We start from the raw sequence: 16,761 nt of genomic DNA, 5'->3' as shown, positions 1-16,761 counted from the left end.
GAAAACGGGTGATAGTCGGTTCGTGCCGGTCAGGGGCCGGCGAATCCGGCCGGCGGCATGGTGCGGTCAAAGCCACGGTCGCCGGTCACGGCCAGTACCTTGAACAGCGTGCCCATTTGATCCGCAGCGGTCAATCGCTCGACGGCCGTGTCGATGGCAGCGGACTGGTCGTCGTTGGCTGCCCGTTTAAGGGCAACCGCCCGCATGGCGATGCCGAGTTCGAGCAGGAACGTCCCTTGGTTCACTGGCCCGAAAGTTCTCGCACCACTGTCGCGGGCCGCTGCGGATAGCGCCGCGAAATCGACATGGGCCGTCAGATCGACAGTCCCGGCGGCTTGCAGTGGGTCTGCGAAAGCGTGGCGCGAAACGGCCTGGAAGGTGTCGCCGAATCCGGATCGCGCATGTCCATAATCGATGATCAGGACAGCACCGCCCTGGCGGCGGACAATCCCGGCGAGATCGCGGATAACGGCAATGGCGGCCGGGCATGTCTCGAATATCGCGCCATCGGGCACCTTTTGGCCGAGGCCTGCGTCGAAGAGTCCGCGATCCCGCATCGTCTGGATCGCCGGCTCGACGAACGGCGCATGTGCCCCGGGTCCAAAGGAAAGGCCGTCATTGGTTGCGGTCGCAGCGCTCGCCTGCACGACCATGCGTTCACGCCAGACGCCCCCTGACATTACATACTGATGAATGGGAAGAGCGTCGAAGAACTCGTTCGCCACGATGAAGAGCGGTCGGTCGTCGGGCAGTCCGGCAGTATTTTCATGCCAGGTCGGTGTTATCGCGAGCGGTTTCAGTGCCGCTGCCTGATGCGCCCGCAACGTCGTGCTTGTCTCCACCAGATGCACGTCCAGAGCATCGCGGAACGCCGGCAGGCCCGCTGCGGCGCGCAGCGCATCGGCCATGAGGGTGCCGCGGCCCGGGCCAAGTTCCGCCAGTACCGGCCGCTCCGGCCGGCCGCTGCGGTCCCAGACGTCGGCAAGCCATAGGCCGATCAGTTCGCCGAACATCTGGGATACTTCCGGCGCGGTTACGAAATCGCCCGATCGGCCGATCGGCTCCGCGCGCCTGTAATAGCCATGCTGGTCGTGCCCCAGGCACAGGGTCATATAGTCATGGATCGTCATCGCCCCGCCGGTCGCCAGTCGGTCGCGAATGAGGAAGTCCAGCGGTGTGGTCGGGGCGGCGCACATTCGCAAAATCCGTGCTGCTGCTAGCGGCCGTTGCCGGCGGGTGCCGCAGACACTGCCGATTGCGCGACCGGTTGGCGATAGACACCATACAGGATCAGCCCGGCACCCGCGACGATCATCGGCAGTGAAAGAAGCTGACCCATTGTCGTCCCGAACACGAGATAACCGAGTTGAGGATCAGGTTCGCGAAAGAACTCTACCATGAAGCGCGAAAGGCCATAGCCTGTCACGAAGACACCCGTCAGGATACCGGGTCGCCGCATGATTGACTGGCGCCGCGTCAGCACGAACAGCACGACGAACAATAGAAGCCCTTCAAGCGCGGCCTCGTAAAGCTGGCTGGGGTGGCGGGGCAGGGGGCCGCCGGTCGGGAAAATCACGCCCCACGGCACATCGGTCGGCCGTCCATACAATTCTGCATTGATGTAGTTGGCGATGCGTCCGAAAAACAGGCCGATCGGTGCCGCGGCGGCAATCAGGTCGGACAGCGCCAGCGATTCGGCGGCGCGGGCGCGCGCAAATACGATCATGGCGACGGCAACGCCCGCCAGTCCACCGTGGAACGACATCCCCCCTTCCCAGATGCGGATCACCGACAGCGGATCGGCGGCCGCAATGCCGGGCTGGTAGAACAGGACATATCCGAGCCGCCCGCCGATCACGGTGCCGACCACGGCCCAGACGAGAAAGTCGTCGACATCGCGATCAGTCGGTTTGAGATCGGGCACGCGGCGGGCCAGGCGGATGGCATAGCGCCAGCCGGCGACGAAACCGACCAGATAGGCGAGGCCATACCATCGAACGGCGAATGGGCCGATCTCGAACAGGACCGGATCGATAGCGGGAAAATCCATGGATGGGCCGTCCAATCGCTGGAAAAATGTCGTCGGGTGAGCCGACCGGCCCGCGTTGCAAGCAGGCTCGGGCTGTTATAGGGGCGGGTAGCCTCGCCTTGCAACCCGGGCCAGCCGGCCCCATACTTCACGATAGTGGCCAGGCGCAAGATCGAAGACGCAGGTCCCAGTACGCAGGTTTATGAATCGGAAGCGGTCATGCAGACGAATAGCAAAATTCTCGACGATCTCGCCAAGGTGGCTCAGGGGGCCGTCGGCGCCGCATTCACCGCGCGCGACGAGGTTCGTTCCAGATTGCGGGCCGAATTCGAACGGGTACTCGACCGCATGGATCTTGTGACTCGTGAAGAATTCGAGGCGACACGGGCCATGGCCGCCAAGGCTCGCGACGAGCAGGAGGAGATGACCGGTCGTATCGCCGCCCTGGAAGCCAGGCTCGCGGCGCTGGAAGCGCCAGCCCAAGGCAAGACGCAGAACAAAGCCAAAGCCAAATCCGGGACGAGAACCCAATCCGCACCCCGGGCAAAATCGACCGGACGCAGCAAGTCTTCGGCGGCCGCCGACAAGGCGGAAACCGGAGCGACAGAGGCGGGAGCCAGGAAGCCGCGCACCAGGCGGACCAAGGCCCAATCGTCCGGTGAGCAGCCGGGTGAGCGCTCGGACAGTTGACACTTTTCCTTTCTGCGGGACCGAAAGCGGAAAACATCATTCATCCCGGGCGCTACGGCCACCAGCTGTGGCGGCGGTCGGGCGTATCTACCCGCGACATTGCCTGCCTGTAATTTCTGATACCCCCTGTTGTGAGGGCGTGATCTGATGTACTGAAAGGCAGGCACCAGGCGAGGCCGGAATTGTGGCGGCATTCCATGTCCATTTCCGGGTCCATTTCCGGCGCCATGCGGACGCATTTTGAGGGACCATGCCATGACAGAGGGCGCGACATTCGAATCGGGTTTCGCCAACAACCCGCTGGATGTGGTGGAAGAGATCGTAATCGCCAATGACTGGCCGTTCGAGCGCCTTTCCAGCGACGAAATGGTTGTTGAGTGCCGCGGGCGCTGGTCGACCTACCGTTTGTTTTTCTTCTGGCAGGACGACGTCAACGCGATTCAGTTTTCCTGCCAGATGGGGATGAATGCTCCGACCGACCGGCCAGTAGCAATGAACGAGCTTCTCGTGCTGATCAACGAGCGGATGTGGTTGGGCCATTTCGACATAGAGCGGGAAGAGCGGGTACCGACGTTCCGCCACACCTCGTTGTTGCGCGGCAATAGCGGGTCCGACGCCGAAATGCTCGAAGATATGGTCGATATCGCATTGACTGAATGCGAGCGATTTTACCCGGCTTTCCATTTCGTTTGTGCAGAAAACTGCGATCCGGTCGACGCGATGTCCGCAGCCATCATCGATACGGTGGCTGAGGCCTGATTGTTCCGGCGTCAGTCAGGGTGAGCAGCTTGGTGCAGCCGGAACGGACTGCCCGGCGCTGCCTCGATTAGCGCGGTCTGTCGCAAAAGCTCTCGCCCATCTACACAACACTACGTTGAACCGTTTGGTTTTATTCCCCGGGTTTGACGGAGCGTTATTCTATTATTTCATTCTGGCGCCATCCTCGATATGCTTTGGCATCACGGGGGGTGTCTTTCAATGCATGCGCGTAGAACGTCTTTTATTGCTACCATCGCTCTGTATGGCGTTTCCTTCTTCTTATTTCCATTTGCGATTACGATCGGATCGGCTTCCGCGGATATATCGGAAGATGAAAATTTGCTCCGGGTCGTTGGCCCGGCGGGGCCGGCTACGCTGGATCCTCACGTTGCCAGTGATGCTTTTACAGTGGCCGTGCTCGCGAACTTCTTTGAGCCTCTGCTGAAACGCGATCCTGATCTCAATCTTCGTTCTGCACTTGCGACGGATTGGGAGCAGGTCGCCCCGCGCCAGTGGCGCTTTCATCTTCGTGAGGGGGTGCGATTCCACGACGGCCAGCCTTTCGGGGCCGAGGACGTCGTTCACAGCTTCAACAGATCCATCGACGAGAGCGCGCGCCTGTCCACACGGATGGCCGGGATCGAACGCGTCGAGCAAGTCGACCCCCTGACGGTGGATTTCCATACATCCGAGCCGATGCCATTGCTGCCTGGCCAACTCGATGCGTGGCTGATCGTCAGCCGGAATACGTCCGACGCGCCCGAATTCACTGAGTCGCTGTCGGCGGATTTCGTGAACGGCACCGGCCCCTTCGAACTGACCGAGTACGAATCCGATGTCGCCTTGGCGGCCGTTTCCAATCGTGACTGGTGGCGGGAGCCGACGCACAATCTGGATGCCGTCGCCTATGAGGTCGCCGGGTCCGCGCCGGCGAGGGTCGCCACTGCATTGGGCGGCGATGCCGACATCGTGCTTTCGGTGCCCGTGCAGGACGTCACGGCGATCGCCGAGGCGCCGGAGGTCGAAGTTCTTGCCGTCGATGAGCCGCGCGCCATATTTCTCGGGCTCGCTCAGCGGCGGCCGGACGGGTCCGAGACACCGTTGGCCGATGCACGTGTGCGGCAGGCCGTCTATAATGCCGTCGATGTCGACACCCTGATCTCGGTCATCCTGCGGGGGCAGGGCGTACCACTGGCGGCGCCGGTTGCGCGTCAGGTGACGGGTTATCCGCAATCGCTGGAACGCCGTCCCCATGACCCGGAGCGCGCAAGGCACTTGCTGCGCCAGGCCGGTTACGGTTCGGGTGTCACGGTGCCGCTCGATTGCCCCAATGACCGCTATATCAACGATGAAGCCATCTGCACCGCTATCGCCGGCATGCTTGAGCGGGTCGGATTCGACATCCGGCTACGGGTCGAGCCGGGTGGGCCGTTCACCAATCGGCTTTTCCAGCAGGGGGAACCCGATCCGGGGATTTATCTGATCGGCTGGCTCCCTTCCAGCCTGGACAGTGGCCGTGTTCTGGCCGATCTTGTCGCCGGTGCGGATCCGGCCCGGCGGCTCGGCGTTGTCAACATCACCGGCAATGAGGATACCGACCTGGACGCGCTGATCGAGACGATTCAGCGCGAGACCGACATGGTGGCCCGCTCCGAGATGATGATCGATGCATGGCACAGGGTACACGAGCGGACGGTTTATGTGCCACTGTATCAGCAACAGTCGGCGTGGGCCGTTCGGTCGGGCGTAACGGTCGTCCGGCGCGCCGACGGCATCCTGCTTTGGAATGGCGTGCGTCTGCCCGATGGCGGCGGGTAACGGCGGGCGGGAAGATTGGGGGGTTAATGATCAGGGTATTCGGCTCGCTGAACATGGATCTGGTTGCTGCGGCCGATCATATTCCGGTACCTGGCGAGACCGTCCTGACAGGAACTTATCTTCGCGTGCCCGGCGGCAAGGGGAACAATCAGGCAGTAGCCGCCGCGCGGGCCGGCGGCGCGGTTGCGATGGCCGGATGTGTCGGGCGTGACGGGTTCGGCGAAATCCTGATCGACAATCTGCGCCGCAACGGAATCGATACTGCGGCCGTGCGTCCGGTCGATGAGCCGACCGGCATCGCGATGATTACCGTCGACAAGGCCGGCGAGAACATCATCACGGTCGCATCAGGTGCGAACATGGCGGTAACGGCGGACCTGTTCGGCCCGAATCAATGGACGACGGGCGATACGCTCGTTGTTCAGATGGAAGTGCCGCCTGAGGAAACCTGGAAGACCGTGCGTCAGGCGCATGAGCGCGGGGCGCGGACGATCGTCAATGTCGCGCCGGCCGCCCCAATACCGCACGATATTCTGGAAGCGGTGGATGTGCTGGTCGTGAACGAAGGCGAGGCAATGACCGTCGCCCGTGGACTCGGCCTGACGACGCCGGACATCGCCGCTACCGCGCGGGCACTGGTCGAGGCCGGCGCGGGTGCCTGTGTGGTGACCTTGGGTGGCGACGGCGCGATGGCGGCCGTTGGTGACCACGTGTACCGCGTTGTGCCAGCACGGATCACCGTTGCCGACACGACCGGGGCAGGTGACACGTTCACCGGAGTGCTGGCACAAGGGCTTGATGCCGGCCTGTCGATGCAGGATGCCCTGCGGCGGGCTTCGCTGGCGGCGGGGTTGGCGTGCGAGGCGCTTGGTGCTCAGGCAAGCATGCCTGCCGCCGAGGCGATAGACGCTGCAATGGCCGAGCGGCGCATTTGAGCGGCCTGCCCCTGCGATCCAAGCCAACGTGATTTTGGCGGATGCCAGCGACGGTCTTCCCATTTGGCAATACGGGTTCTAGGCTGTGGCCGGGCGGTACGCAGGCGGCCTCGACCGAGGAGTCGCAGCGGCACCGGACTGCATTGAAAAACTCAAGAGTATGAACATGCCCGTATACAATTCCCTGGCGGCCCTGAAACCGACAATGACCGAGTGGCGCCGCGATATTCATGCCCATCCCGAGACGGCGTTCGAAGAAGTGCGGACCAGTGCCAAAGTTGCGGATCTGCTGGAATCCTGGGGTATCGAGGTTCACCGGGGTATCGCCGGGACCGGTGTCGTCGGCGTGCTCGCCGGGTCCGGGGGCGGCAAGCGCGCCATCGGATTGCGGGCCGATATGGACGCCCTGCCGATGCAGGAAGTCAATGAATTCGCTCACAAATCGACGATTCCCGGCAAGATGCACGGCTGTGGCCATGACGGTCATACATCGATGCTGCTTGGGGCCGCCAAATATCTCAGCGAGACCAGAAATTTCGACGGCGTCGTGCATTTCATCTTTCAGCCGGGTGAAGAAGGCGCTGCCGGGGCACGGGTGATGATCGAAGACGGCCTGTTCGACCGCTTTCCGTGTGACGAGGTTTATGCCCTGCACAACTGGCCGCAGCTTCCTCAGGGGACAGTGGGTGTCAAGACCGGCCCGATGATGGCGGCGACCGGATCCTTCGACCTGACGGTAAATGCTCGCGGCGGCCATGCGGCCATGCCGCATCAATCGATCGACCCGATCGTCATCGCATCGCAGATCATCACCGCCTGGCAGGCTCTGGTCAGCCGGACCGTCGATCCGTTGGACAATGCGGTCCTGTCGGTGACTCAGGTGCATGCGGGGAGCGCGTATAACGTCATCCCGACGAATGCGACGATGTGCGGAACCGTCCGCACGTTCCGCGAACCCGTTCAGGATGCGTTGAGCGAGAAGATGGGGGCATTGGCCGAAGGTATCGCCGGTGGTTATGGCGCTACCGTCTCGTTCAGCTTCCGAAAGGGCTATCCTGCGACGATCAACGCCGACGAACAGACCGCAAAGATCGGGCGGGTCGCGGCCGAAGTCGTCGGTGAGGAAAACATCGACGGCACGATCCTGCCATCCATGGGTGGGGAAGATTTCGCCTACATGCTCGAAAAGGTCCCCGGGGCCTATATCTGGGTCGGGCAGGGCGGCGGTCCGAGCGCCTGCAACGTCCACAACCCGGGCTATGACTTCAACGACGATATCCTTCCGATCGGTGCCAGCATCCTGGCGCGTATGGTCGAGACGGAACTTCCCAAGGGAGCGAAATGATCATGATCCGATCCATGGGGCTCGGTATGCCCATTGTGACCGCCGCACTGGCCCTGGGCCTGTCGGGGTGCGTCGCCGGTGGATCGCCCAGTGCGGAGCAGGTTGCCGCTGCGCCGAACTCCAGGGTGATTTCGGCTGAGGAACGCCCCACCATCGAGGGACAGAGTTCGTGGTCGGGAAATCTGGCCGCGGCCGGAATGGACCTGACCTCGGTCGCGCGGGACGAACGCGGCTGGCTGATCCTTTGGCAACTGATCGGTGAAGAGCCACCCGCCGACTTGCCTGACGACACCATGGCCGTGGGGGTCTTTCTGGGCGCCCGTCCCACGGATGGCTACAGCGTCGGGATCAATGAAGTCGTTTCTTCGGACAACGGGATGGTCGTTCGCTATTCCGAGAACGAACCCGCCGTCGGCGCCGATGTCGCGGATGCGGTGATCGCACCCTATACCGTGATGTTGCTGCCGGAGTCGGCGGACGTGGTTCATTTCGAACGGCTGCGCTAGAACCCCGGGCTACGGTGCCTCGGAGATCGGCGGGCGGGTGCCGGAATACGGCTCCCGTCTGCCGGCCCGTAACAAGCGTCGGTTTCAGGCCCGATCTGTTTGGCTGCGCGGGTCCAGGGCATCCTGGAGTCCGTCGCCCAGAAAATTGAATGCGATTACCGTGACGAAGATCGCGAGGCCCGGATAGATTGCAAGATGCGGCGCGGACCAGATGATCTCCTGGGCATTGGTCAGCATGTTGCCCCAGGTCGGCGTTGGGGGCTGCACACCCAGTGCCAGGAAGCTCAGTACCGACTCCAGCAGGATGATATTGCCGACCGACAGGGTGGTGGCGACAACGATGGGCGAAGCCACGTTCGGCAGCACATGGGTCAGCATGACCCTGGAGGGTCGAGACCCCAAAGCCGTGGCAGCGCGCACGAATTCTCTTTGACGGACACTCAGTGTTGCGCCCCGTACCAGTCTTGCAACGATGGTCCAGCCGAACAGGGCGATGATCCCGACGATGCGGTAAAGATCGGCGCCGTCGCCCGACAGCAGGCCACCGACGAGCGGCAGCCGGTCCATTTCGATGGCGGCAAGCACGATCAGGAATGGCAGCATCGGCATTGCGATGACACCGTCGGTAAAGCGCATGAGCAGGTTGTCGGCCCATCCGCCGTACCAGCCGGCCAGAATGCCGATGGTCGTTCCGATCACCGCGGCGAAAACAGCGGCCATGATGCCGACGGCAAGCGAGATTCGGCCCCCGTACAGCAGGCGGACGAGAAAATCACGGCCCAGCTCGTCGGTGCCGAGCGGGTGGGACCATGACGACCCGGCAAAGCGGTTCAGCAGATTGACGTCGTCGCGACCGTGCCCCAGCAGGATCTCGACTGCCGGCGCGGCAATGGTCGCGCAGATCAGCGTGGCAAGGACCAGGGCGCTGAAGACGGCGGCCCGGTGCATCAGGAATCTGTCGAGGCGTAATCGTCCGGGCGTCCTGAACCGCCCGGTCACCGGGCGTTCTTCAACGTCGCTGGAAACGGTCGGCAGGGTCATAGGCTCTGGTCTCCGAACCGGATTCTCGGGTCGATGATGGCATAGGCGATATCCGCCATCAGGTTTCCGACAATGGTCATCAGCGTCGCGACGAGCAGTCCGACAAGGGCAAGATTATAGTCGTTTCCCATGATGCTGTCGTAGATCAGCCGTCCCATGCCGGGGAAACTGAACATGGTCTCGGTAATCAGCGCGCCCCCGAACAGGGTGCCGAGATCGACGGCAATGACGGTGACGATCGGTATCGCGGCATTTCGCAGCGCGTGGTTCCAGACGACGGAGACCCGCGATACCCCTTTGGCAACAGCGGTGCGAATGTAATCGGCGCGAAGCTGCTCCATCATCGACGCACGAATAAAGCGCGTGTAGCTGCCGACGGAAATGATCACGAGGGTCGCTACCGGCAATACGAGATAAGTCAGACGATCCGCAATTCCGCCACTCCCGCCGGCCGTCCCGAAACCACCGGCGGGGAACCATCCGAGCAGGACCGAAAACAGGATAATCAGCATCAGCGCCAGCCAGAAAACCGGCATCGAGATGCCGGCGAAGCAGGCGAGATTGATCACCGTGTCGAGGCGGCTATAGGGCCTGATGGCGGCAAGAAGGCCGACGGGGAAGGCGATCAGCACGGCGATGATCATGGCCGCACCAAGCAGGACCAGCGTGTTCCCGACTCGCGGAAACAGGATGTCGGGGACGGGCTGGTTATAGAGGCGGCTATAGCCCAGATCTCCCTGAAGGGCAGCGGCCAGCCAGTTGCCGTATCGCCGCCAGATCGGCTGGTCGAGGCCATACAATTCGCGAAGATGGGCAGCATCCGCCGGCGAGAGCGACGGATCGGCGTTGATCATGATGTCGATCGGATCGCCCGGCATCAGGCCCATCAGGTAATAGATCGCCACGCTCATGACGAACAGAAGTGCCAGCGACTGCAACAGGCGCCCGGTCAGGATAGCGAACATGTTTCGATCACTTGCGCGACGATGCGGGTGGGACAATGCGGGTGCCGACCGTCGCGGCGCCCCCCGCATTTCTATCCGGGGCAGTCTTGGTCGATCAATTACAGGTCGTTCCGACGCCAGTTCTCGACATGGTTGGTCGACTGGTGCAAATGACCGGTCGGCTCCAGCCCATCGAGCCAGTTCGGCAGAATGAAGGGATTGGCCCGGAAATACAGCGGCAGGATCGGCAAATCGTCGGCGTAAAGCTGCTGGACGGTGACCCAATGCGCCAGTCGGCGTTCCGCGTCCAGCTCCTCTTCCAGTGCTTCGAGGGCTTCATCCATCACCGGATTGACATAACCGGGAAAATTCTGGCCCGCCCAATTGTTTTCCTCGGTCGGAATGTGCCCACTGTGAAGCTGCTCGCGCGGCGGGTTCTCCGGCGCCGAGATCCAGGCATACATTGCCAGCCCCTCGAACCGCCGCTCCGCCGTGGTCTGGCCGAAGAACACCCGCGCCGGCTCGTTGTCGATGGTGACCTCGATGCCGATCTCGGACCACTGGCTCTGCAGGACCTGTTGCACAAGTTCCCGCGTCCGGTTTCCGGATGTGGTCTGAAACGCAAAACTCAGCCGGTCGCCGTCGCCATTCACACGGACACCGTTTTCCAGGCTGTCGAAACCTGCCTCTTCCAACAGCGCGACCGCGCGTTCGGGGTCATAGTTGTACCGGGTCACGTCGTCGGTCGAAACGGCGTCCAGGGGCGATATGTTGGTGTGCGCGACCGGCTGCTCACCCTGGAACAGTTGTTCTGTGAGGGCATCGCGGTCGGCGCCATAAAGAAGGGCTCGGCGGACGCGAATATCGGCAAGGACCGGATTGTTCAGATTGAGGTCGATATGCTCGTAGACCAGGCCGGGCACGAAGTCGACGTCGTAGTCGTCGCCGTGCCGGTCGCGAAACGCGAGCGCCTGATCGATGGTCAGGCCGAGCTCCCCCGAGATCATGTCGACTTCGCCGGAAAGCAGGTTGGCCTCAAGTGCGGATGTGTTTTCGATGGTGCGGATGACGATGCGGTCGAAATGCGGCCCGTCGCCGTACCAGGTTTCGTTGGGTTCCAGCACGACAAAAGAGCCGGTCTCTACCTCTGTGATGCGATAGGGGCCGAAATAAAGTCCTGGATTCGTTGTATCCGCGTCGTAGCTGGTGCGCTGCTTGTACTCGCGCGGATTGTCGTCAAAAACAGCACTCTCGATATGAGCCGGCAGCAGACGAAAATCAGGGATGCGATTATAGTCGAACGTCACGCGGTTCATGTGAAGCGTGAAGGTCTTCTCGTCGTGGACCGTTATGTCGTAGACCGTTCGATAGAATTCCGAATTGCGAAAGGCAGAAACGGGATTGCGGCCGGCTTCCCAGGTGAACATGACGTCCTCGGTGGTCACCGCAGTGCCGTCGCCCCAGGTAGCCTCGGGATGAATGTCGAAGGTAACGGCAATGCCGGCATCGCCCTCGGGCGTTGTTTCGAGTTCGGCCAACCCGTTTTCCAGCGTCGGTACCTCGGTGCAGAGGAAACACTGAAGGATCCAGTCCGGCGAATAGCCCGTGAACATCCGCTGGCCCATGTCCGCGATGTAGAACTTCGCGGCCATGCTTTCGATATTCGGATGGAAGTTATCCGGGAACTGGGATACGCCGATCGTCAGCGTCCCATGGCCCCCCATTGCATCGCCCGGGTTCCCGGTGGCCGAACTTGCGATGGCCGAACTGACTATTGCCGGAACCGTCATCGATGCCGTGGCTGCCGCGAACAGCGCCGTTCTGTATTTCATGTGCCCCTCCACAATCGAAAGATGTCGGATACTCACGGTTGCTACAACCCCAAGTCAACATTGGTGGCGACCGTGCAGCTGTATTTCGGCGCAAGGCGGTGGATGGTGCAATCGGGCCGGCTGTCGTATGCTGCCGCAGCACCGCCTGCAATGGCGACCGAATGGAGAGTGCCGGTTTGAAACCAGATGAACAAGCAGATCAGGACGCTTCGACCGGCCGAGTCGATCTGCAACGGGAAGGGCCGACGGCGACTGTCGTCCTGAACAGGCCGGAGCGGCGCAATGCGCTGGATGCCGCCATGTGGGGCTCCCTGGCCGAGCATTTCCGCAGCCTTGCGGCAGCCGACGACAGTCTCCGCTGCGTCGTCCTGTCGGGCGCGGGCGGAAGTTTCTCTCCCGGAGCCGACATCGGCGAGTTCGAGACACATCGGTCCGATGCAGCGAGTGCCCGTGACTATGGCGCCGTCATGGACCGGACCTATGATGCCATTCGCGGCTGTCCGGTCCCCGTGATCGCCGCGATCAATGGCCCCTGCACCGGGGCGGGGCTGGTGCTGGCGCTGCTCTGTGACATCCGTATCGCCACCTCCGGATCGGTCTTTGGCGCACCGGTCAGCAGGCTCGGGCTGGCAATGCCCTATCCGGAGTATGCGGTGCTCTGGCAAAGCGCGGGACCGGCAAAGACGCTTGAGCTGCTCTTCGAAGCACGGGTCATTTCGGCGGCGGAGGCAGCGGCGATTGGGCTGGTGAATCGCGTCGTGGCCGACGACGCTCTTGATGCCTGTTTGCGCGAGAGCGTCGACCGCATCATTGCCGGGGCGCCTCTGGTTCATCGGTGGCACAAGGCGTTTTCGCGACGAATGTCGGCAGGAGGCGATTGGCCCGCCGACGAGGTTGCCGCCAGCTACGACAGTTTTGCCACCGACGATTACCGCGAGGGCTACCGCGCATTCCTGGAGAAGCGGCGACCGGCATTCAAAGGCCGCTGACACCCGGCCAAAGCCGAACCGGCCGGCGCCAATCAAAAAAAGAGAGCACCTTCCTTGATCGAAGATCCGATATTCTACCTGCTTGCCGTTCCGGCGGTTCTGATCGCCGGCATTTCCAAGGGCGGGCTCGGCGGGGGGCTGGGGATTGTCGCCGTTCCAATGATGGCGCTGGCCATTGGACCGGTTCAGGCCGCCGCAATCATGCTGCCGATCCTCTGCGTCATGGACCTGCACGGGCTGTGGCTTTATGCGGGCCAATGGTCGCGACCCAATATGGCAACGATGATCCCCGGTGCCATGGTGGGCACCGTCGTTGGGACCTTATCGTTCCAGTATCTCGACCCGGCAGCGATCCAACTGCTGATCGGAATAATTGCCCTTGCTTTCGTCGCTTATCGCTTTGCGCCGGTATCCCAGGTCCTGGTTGAGCAACCTGCGGGCGGAAAGCCGCTTTCCGGCGTTGTCTGGGGCGCCGTATCGGGATTCACCAGCTTCGTCGCCCATGCCGGCGGACCGCCTGCCTCCGTTCACCTGCTGCCTCAGCGTCTGCACAAGACGGAGTTCGTCGGAACGACTGTCGTCTTCTTCACCGTCGTCAATTATGTGAAGCTGGTTCCCTACTGGTTCCTCGACCAATTCCCGGTCGGTAATCTGATGACGGCGGGCATCCTGTTGCCGCTCGCCCCGCTCGGCATGTGGGTCGGCTGGATCCTGCACCACCGTATTTCCCAGGGTTGGTTCTATGCGATCTGCTACGTATTCCTGACGATAACGGGTGTGAAGCTGACATGGGACGGGATCGTGGCGCTTGTCGGCTGACGGTATTCCCGCCAAAAAAATCCCCACGTCCCGGACCAGTGGGAGTGGGGAAGGGTGTCAGGGAGGCTTCACACGATACATTAAGTTATCACCGTTAGCCCCTGAAATGAAGGGGAAAAGGGGCGTCATTGTTTCAGCCACAAAAAAGTCACCGTTCAGCCTGGACAAGGGTGGCCGGACTGAACGGTGACCGCAGTTTCGCTCTCAGGCGCGCAGGCTGGTATTCTCCGGATCGTAGGGCGAATCCTCGCAGACTTCGGCCCGGTGCCGGACCCCCAGTAACTCGATCTCCAGCTGTGTACCGACCTCCTGGTATTCGGGGCCGACATAGGCCAGCGACAAGCCGCAACCGAATGTGTGGCTATGGGCGCCGCTGGTCGCCCGGCCGACCATGATGCCGTCGGCATAGACGGGTTCGCTGCCCAGCGGATCGCAGCCATCGACATCGACTTTCATGGTCACGAGGCGGTGGCGAAGGCCGTCCTCGCGCTGGCGCAACAAAGCGGCCCGTCCGACGAATTCGCCCTTGTCGAGGCGCACGAAACGATCGAGTCCGGATTCGAGTGCAGAGTATTCGGTCACGAGGTCCGAGCCCCACATGCGATAGGATTTCTCAAGCCTCATACTGTCCAGTGCCCGCATGCCGAAGAGCGTCAGGCCATGGGGTTCGCCGGCTGCCATGAGGGCGTCGAAAAGATGATTCTGGTACTCGATGGGGTGGTGCAGTTCCCAGCCCAGCTCGCCGATGAAATTCACTCGCAGTGCCCGGACATCCGGGGCCAGGCCGACGGATATATCCTGCGCCGAAAGCCACGGAAACGCCCCGTTGGAAAGGTCGGCATCGGTCAGAGACTTGAGCACATCCCGCGATTTCGGCCCGGCGAGGACGAAAACACCGCGGCGCGTGGTGTGGTTTTCCAGCTTGACGCTGCCATCGGCCGGCAGCGCCTTTTCCAGCAGATCCTGGTCATAGCGTTCGGCCGCTCCGGAACTGACCAGATAGAATCTGTCGGCAGCGAGTCGGCAGATCGTGAATTCAGATCTGACGCCGCCGCTGGGGGTCAGTGAATGGGCAAGCGCGATCCGGCCGATCTTTTTCGGCAGTTTGTTGGCGACCAGACCATCCAGGAAGGCTTCCGCGCCGGGGCCGGAAACCTCGAACTTGGTAAAGCTGGTCAGGTCGGTCATGCCGACTCCTGCCCGCGTTGCGCGGACCTCATTTCCGACATGCTCCCACCAGTTGCCGCGGCGGAAGCTGTAGATGTCCCGGCGCTCCACGCCATCGGGCGCAAACCAGTTCGGCCGCTCCCAGCCATAGCGCTGACCCCACACGGCACCGCGGGCGTCCAGCCGGTCGTGACAAGGGCTGGTTTTCGCTGGTCGGCATGCCGGTCGTTCTTCCATCGGGTAGTGGGTTATGAAGACATGGGCATAAGCTTCTTCGTTCTTGGCCTTGGTATAAGCCTTGTTGGCATAAGCGCCAAAGCGGCGGGGGTCGACCGGCAGCATATCCAGGCTCGACTCGCCCTCGGTGATCCATTCGGCCAGATACCGTCCGGCGCCACCGGCGGCGGTGACGCCAAAGCTGAAGCCTTCGGCCAACCAGAAATTCTGTAATCCAAAGGCTGGTCCGAGCAAGGGGTTGCCATCCGGGGTATAGGCGATCGGGCCGTTGACGACGTCCTTGATACCAACCTCACCGAAGATCGGCACCCGGCGGATGGCTGCTTCGATATGGGGTTCCAGCCGCTCCAGATCGCCCGGGAACAGATCCTGCCCGAAACTGTCCGGGACCCCGTCGACGAAACAGGCGGGCGCGCCTTTCTCATAAGGGCCGAGAATCAGGCCCTGGCGCTCTTCTCGCATATAGTAGGACGCGTCGGACTCCCGCAGGACCGGCATTTCCGCATATCCGGCCTCATGGCGTTTGACCAGTTCGGGATGGGCGTCCGTGACGATGTACTGGTGCTCGACCGGGATGACCGGGATGTCCAGCCCGACCATTGCGGCAGTCTGGCGGGCATAATTGCCCGACGCCGTGATCACATGCTCGCAGACGATATCGCCCTTGTCGGTGGATACACACCATTCACCGCTGGCTGTGCGGGCAATGCCGACGACCTTGGTGTGCCGGTTAATCTCGGCACCGCCCATGCGCGCACCCTTGGCAAGGGCCATTGTGACGTCGACCGGAGCGACATGGCCATCATGCGGGTGGAAGAGGGCGCCGACGATTCCGTCGATGTCAGCCAGCGGCCATAGTGACTTCACCTCTGACGGACCGACCAGTTCGAATGGCACGCCGATCGTGTTGGCCGTGCCGCAATAGTGCCGGTACTCGTCCATGCGCTCCTGGTTGGTGGCCAGGCGCAGATTGCCGGTGACATGGAAGCTTACCGGCTGCCCGGTTTCTTCCTCCAGCCGCTTATAGAGGTCGACCGAGTATTTATGGATCTGGCCAACGCTGTAGCTCATGTTGAAAAGCGGCAAGAGACCGGCGGCGTGCCAGGTCGAGCCGGCGGTCAGCTCGGTGCGCTCCAATAGCACGACATCCGACCATCCCTGTTTGGTCAGGTGATACAGGATGCTGGCGCCGACAACGCCGCCGCCTATGACCACTGCCCGGGCGTGTGTCTTCATTTCCCCCTCCTTAGCGTGCCGGCGATCGGCAGAACGACATTCAAGCTTCTGGTTCTGCTTATCAGAGGTTGCCGCGGGGCAATCCAGCCGCTGCGACCGGGTCTGGCGCATTTGCGGCATTCAGCCTTTCGGACGGACTCAGGTGGGCGAATACCCATAGGAGGGAGGGGCCGACGGGGGCGGCGAATTTTTCTGCAAAAAGGTATTGCGTTTGGTTGGTGAGGTTGGCTATAAGCTCGCTCACGCACTGCGGCGCTGACCGGTTGGCAACGACGGGTTGGGGGGCTCCTGAGGGGGCCTTGAAGCTGGGGTGCATGCAGATCAGATGCTGGACGATCCTTTGGTGGGTTGCTTATGCGGCCCGCGGGGGATTTTTGGTCTCTGATTTTGGATTTTGGACATTGTGATGAAAAA

General features: G+C 62.1%; 14 protein-coding genes. 8 read left to right on the top strand and 6 right to left on the bottom strand.

Features of this window, described 5'->3' with window-relative positions:
• Window positions 1-29: 29 nt before the first annotated feature.
• Both ABZ728_RS08880 and lgt read right to left on the bottom strand, forming a co-directional pair.
• Window positions 30-1,196, bottom strand: a complete 1,167-nt coding sequence (locus ABZ728_RS08880) for an SAM-dependent methyltransferase (protein WP_366655748.1) — start codon at window positions 1,194-1,196, stop codon at window positions 30-32.
• A gap of 20 nt (window positions 1,197-1,216) precedes the next feature.
• On the bottom strand, window positions 1,217-2,050 hold the full coding sequence (gene lgt / locus ABZ728_RS08875; protein ID WP_366655747.1) for a prolipoprotein diacylglyceryl transferase: 834 nt from the start codon (window positions 2,048-2,050) through the stop codon (window positions 1,217-1,219).
• Between the two features lie 198 nt (window positions 2,051-2,248).
• Here lgt and ABZ728_RS08870 point away from each other — a divergent pair, with 198 nt between their 5' ends.
• The 6 genes from ABZ728_RS08870 to ABZ728_RS08845 all read left to right on the top strand — a co-directional run bounded on the left by ABZ728_RS08870 (window position 2,249) and on the right by ABZ728_RS08845 (window position 8,082).
• The gene (locus ABZ728_RS08870; protein WP_366655746.1) at window positions 2,249-2,719 is read left to right on the top strand and encodes an accessory factor UbiK family protein; all 471 of its coding nucleotides are present in this window, start codon (window positions 2,249-2,251) and stop codon (window positions 2,717-2,719) included.
• 255 nt (window positions 2,720-2,974) lie between these two features.
• Window positions 2,975-3,478 carry a YbjN domain-containing protein gene (locus tag ABZ728_RS08865; protein WP_366655745.1) on the top strand — a complete coding sequence of 168 codons (504 nt, stop codon included), beginning with the start codon at window positions 2,975-2,977 and terminating at the stop codon, window positions 3,476-3,478.
• Between the two features lie 408 nt (window positions 3,479-3,886).
• Window positions 3,887-5,296, top strand: coding sequence for an ABC transporter substrate-binding protein (locus ABZ728_RS08860; protein ID WP_366655744.1), 1,410 nt, complete (start codon window positions 3,887-3,889; stop codon window positions 5,294-5,296).
• A 26-nt stretch (window positions 5,297-5,322) separates the two neighbouring features.
• A complete protein-coding gene (locus ABZ728_RS08855; RefSeq protein ID WP_366655743.1) occupies window positions 5,323-6,231 on the top strand; it encodes a ribokinase in 909 nt (302 codons plus the stop codon).
• Between the two features lie 166 nt (window positions 6,232-6,397).
• On the top strand, window positions 6,398-7,576 hold the full coding sequence (locus ABZ728_RS08850; RefSeq protein ID WP_366655742.1) for a M20 aminoacylase family protein: 1,179 nt from the start codon (window positions 6,398-6,400) through the stop codon (window positions 7,574-7,576).
• 2 nt (window positions 7,577-7,578) lie between these two features.
• Complete coding sequence (locus ABZ728_RS08845) at window positions 7,579-8,082, top strand: protease complex subunit PrcB family protein (RefSeq protein WP_366655741.1); 504 nt, start codon at window positions 7,579-7,581, stop codon at window positions 8,080-8,082.
• A gap of 84 nt (window positions 8,083-8,166) precedes the next feature.
• On the opposite strand, the gene ABZ728_RS08840 is transcribed toward ABZ728_RS08845, so the two are convergent.
• The 3 genes from ABZ728_RS08840 to ABZ728_RS08830 all read right to left on the bottom strand — a co-directional run bounded on the left by ABZ728_RS08840 (window position 8,167) and on the right by ABZ728_RS08830 (window position 11,899).
• Window positions 8,167-9,123: an ABC transporter permease gene (locus tag ABZ728_RS08840; protein WP_366655740.1), complete on the bottom strand. Its 957-nt coding sequence runs from the start codon at window positions 9,121-9,123 to the stop codon at window positions 8,167-8,169.
• Entirely contained in the window at window positions 9,120-10,088 is a 969-nt protein-coding gene (locus ABZ728_RS08835; RefSeq protein ID WP_366655739.1) for an ABC transporter permease, read from the bottom strand. Before ABZ728_RS08835 ends, ABZ728_RS08840 begins: the two co-directional genes overlap by 4 nt.
• Before the next feature lie 98 nt (window positions 10,089-10,186).
• Complete coding sequence (locus tag ABZ728_RS08830) at window positions 10,187-11,899, bottom strand: peptide ABC transporter substrate-binding protein (protein ID WP_366655738.1); 1,713 nt, start codon at window positions 11,897-11,899, stop codon at window positions 10,187-10,189.
• 176 nt (window positions 11,900-12,075) lie between these two features.
• Between ABZ728_RS08830 and ABZ728_RS08825 the strand changes: the two genes are divergently transcribed.
• Together ABZ728_RS08825 and ABZ728_RS08820 are read left to right on the top strand one after the other, a co-directional pair.
• A complete protein-coding gene (locus ABZ728_RS08825; protein WP_366655737.1) occupies window positions 12,076-12,888 on the top strand; it encodes an enoyl-CoA hydratase-related protein in 813 nt (270 codons plus the stop codon).
• 54 nt (window positions 12,889-12,942) lie between these two features.
• Window positions 12,943-13,707 carry a sulfite exporter TauE/SafE family protein gene (locus ABZ728_RS08820; protein WP_366655736.1) on the top strand — a complete coding sequence of 255 codons (765 nt, stop codon included), beginning with the start codon at window positions 12,943-12,945 and terminating at the stop codon, window positions 13,705-13,707.
• A 204-nt stretch (window positions 13,708-13,911) separates the two neighbouring features.
• Here ABZ728_RS08820 and ABZ728_RS08815 read toward each other — a convergent pair whose 3' ends face one another.
• Window positions 13,912-16,347, bottom strand: coding sequence for an FAD-dependent oxidoreductase (locus tag ABZ728_RS08815; RefSeq protein WP_366655735.1), 2,436 nt, complete (start codon window positions 16,345-16,347; stop codon window positions 13,912-13,914).
• Window positions 16,348-16,761: the final 414 nt, after the last annotated feature.

It is taken from the genome of Fodinicurvata sp. EGI_FJ10296 (assembly GCF_040712075.1).
Lineage (GTDB): Bacteria > Pseudomonadota > Alphaproteobacteria > DSM-16000 > Inquilinaceae > JBFCVL01.
Note: the sequence above shows the minus strand (reverse complement) of the source record. Positions and strands in the feature narration are given on the sequence as shown.

Coding starts and splice junctions, on each gene's coding strand:
- ABZ728_RS08880 (WP_366655748.1), bottom strand. CDS start 1,196: ATGTGCGCCGCCCCGACCACACCGCTGGACTTCCTCATTCGCGACCGA.
- lgt (WP_366655747.1), bottom strand. CDS start 2,050: ATGGATTTTCCCGCTATCGATCCGGTCCTGTTCGAGATCGGCCCATTC.
- ABZ728_RS08870 (WP_366655746.1), top strand. CDS start 2,249: ATGCAGACGAATAGCAAAATTCTCGACGATCTCGCCAAGGTGGCTCAG.
- ABZ728_RS08865 (WP_366655745.1), top strand. CDS start 2,975: ATGACAGAGGGCGCGACATTCGAATCGGGTTTCGCCAACAACCCGCTG.
- ABZ728_RS08855 (WP_366655743.1), top strand. CDS start 5,323: ATGATCAGGGTATTCGGCTCGCTGAACATGGATCTGGTTGCTGCGGCC.
- ABZ728_RS08850 (WP_366655742.1), top strand. CDS start 6,398: ATGCCCGTATACAATTCCCTGGCGGCCCTGAAACCGACAATGACCGAG.
- ABZ728_RS08845 (WP_366655741.1), top strand. CDS start 7,579: ATGATCCGATCCATGGGGCTCGGTATGCCCATTGTGACCGCCGCACTG.
- ABZ728_RS08840 (WP_366655740.1), bottom strand. CDS start 9,123: ATGACCCTGCCGACCGTTTCCAGCGACGTTGAAGAACGCCCGGTGACC.
- ABZ728_RS08835 (WP_366655739.1), bottom strand. CDS start 10,088: ATGTTCGCTATCCTGACCGGGCGCCTGTTGCAGTCGCTGGCACTTCTG.
- ABZ728_RS08830 (WP_366655738.1), bottom strand. CDS start 11,899: ATGAAATACAGAACGGCGCTGTTCGCGGCAGCCACGGCATCGATGACG.
- ABZ728_RS08815 (WP_366655735.1), bottom strand. CDS start 16,347: ATGAAGACACACGCCCGGGCAGTGGTCATAGGCGGCGGCGTTGTCGGC.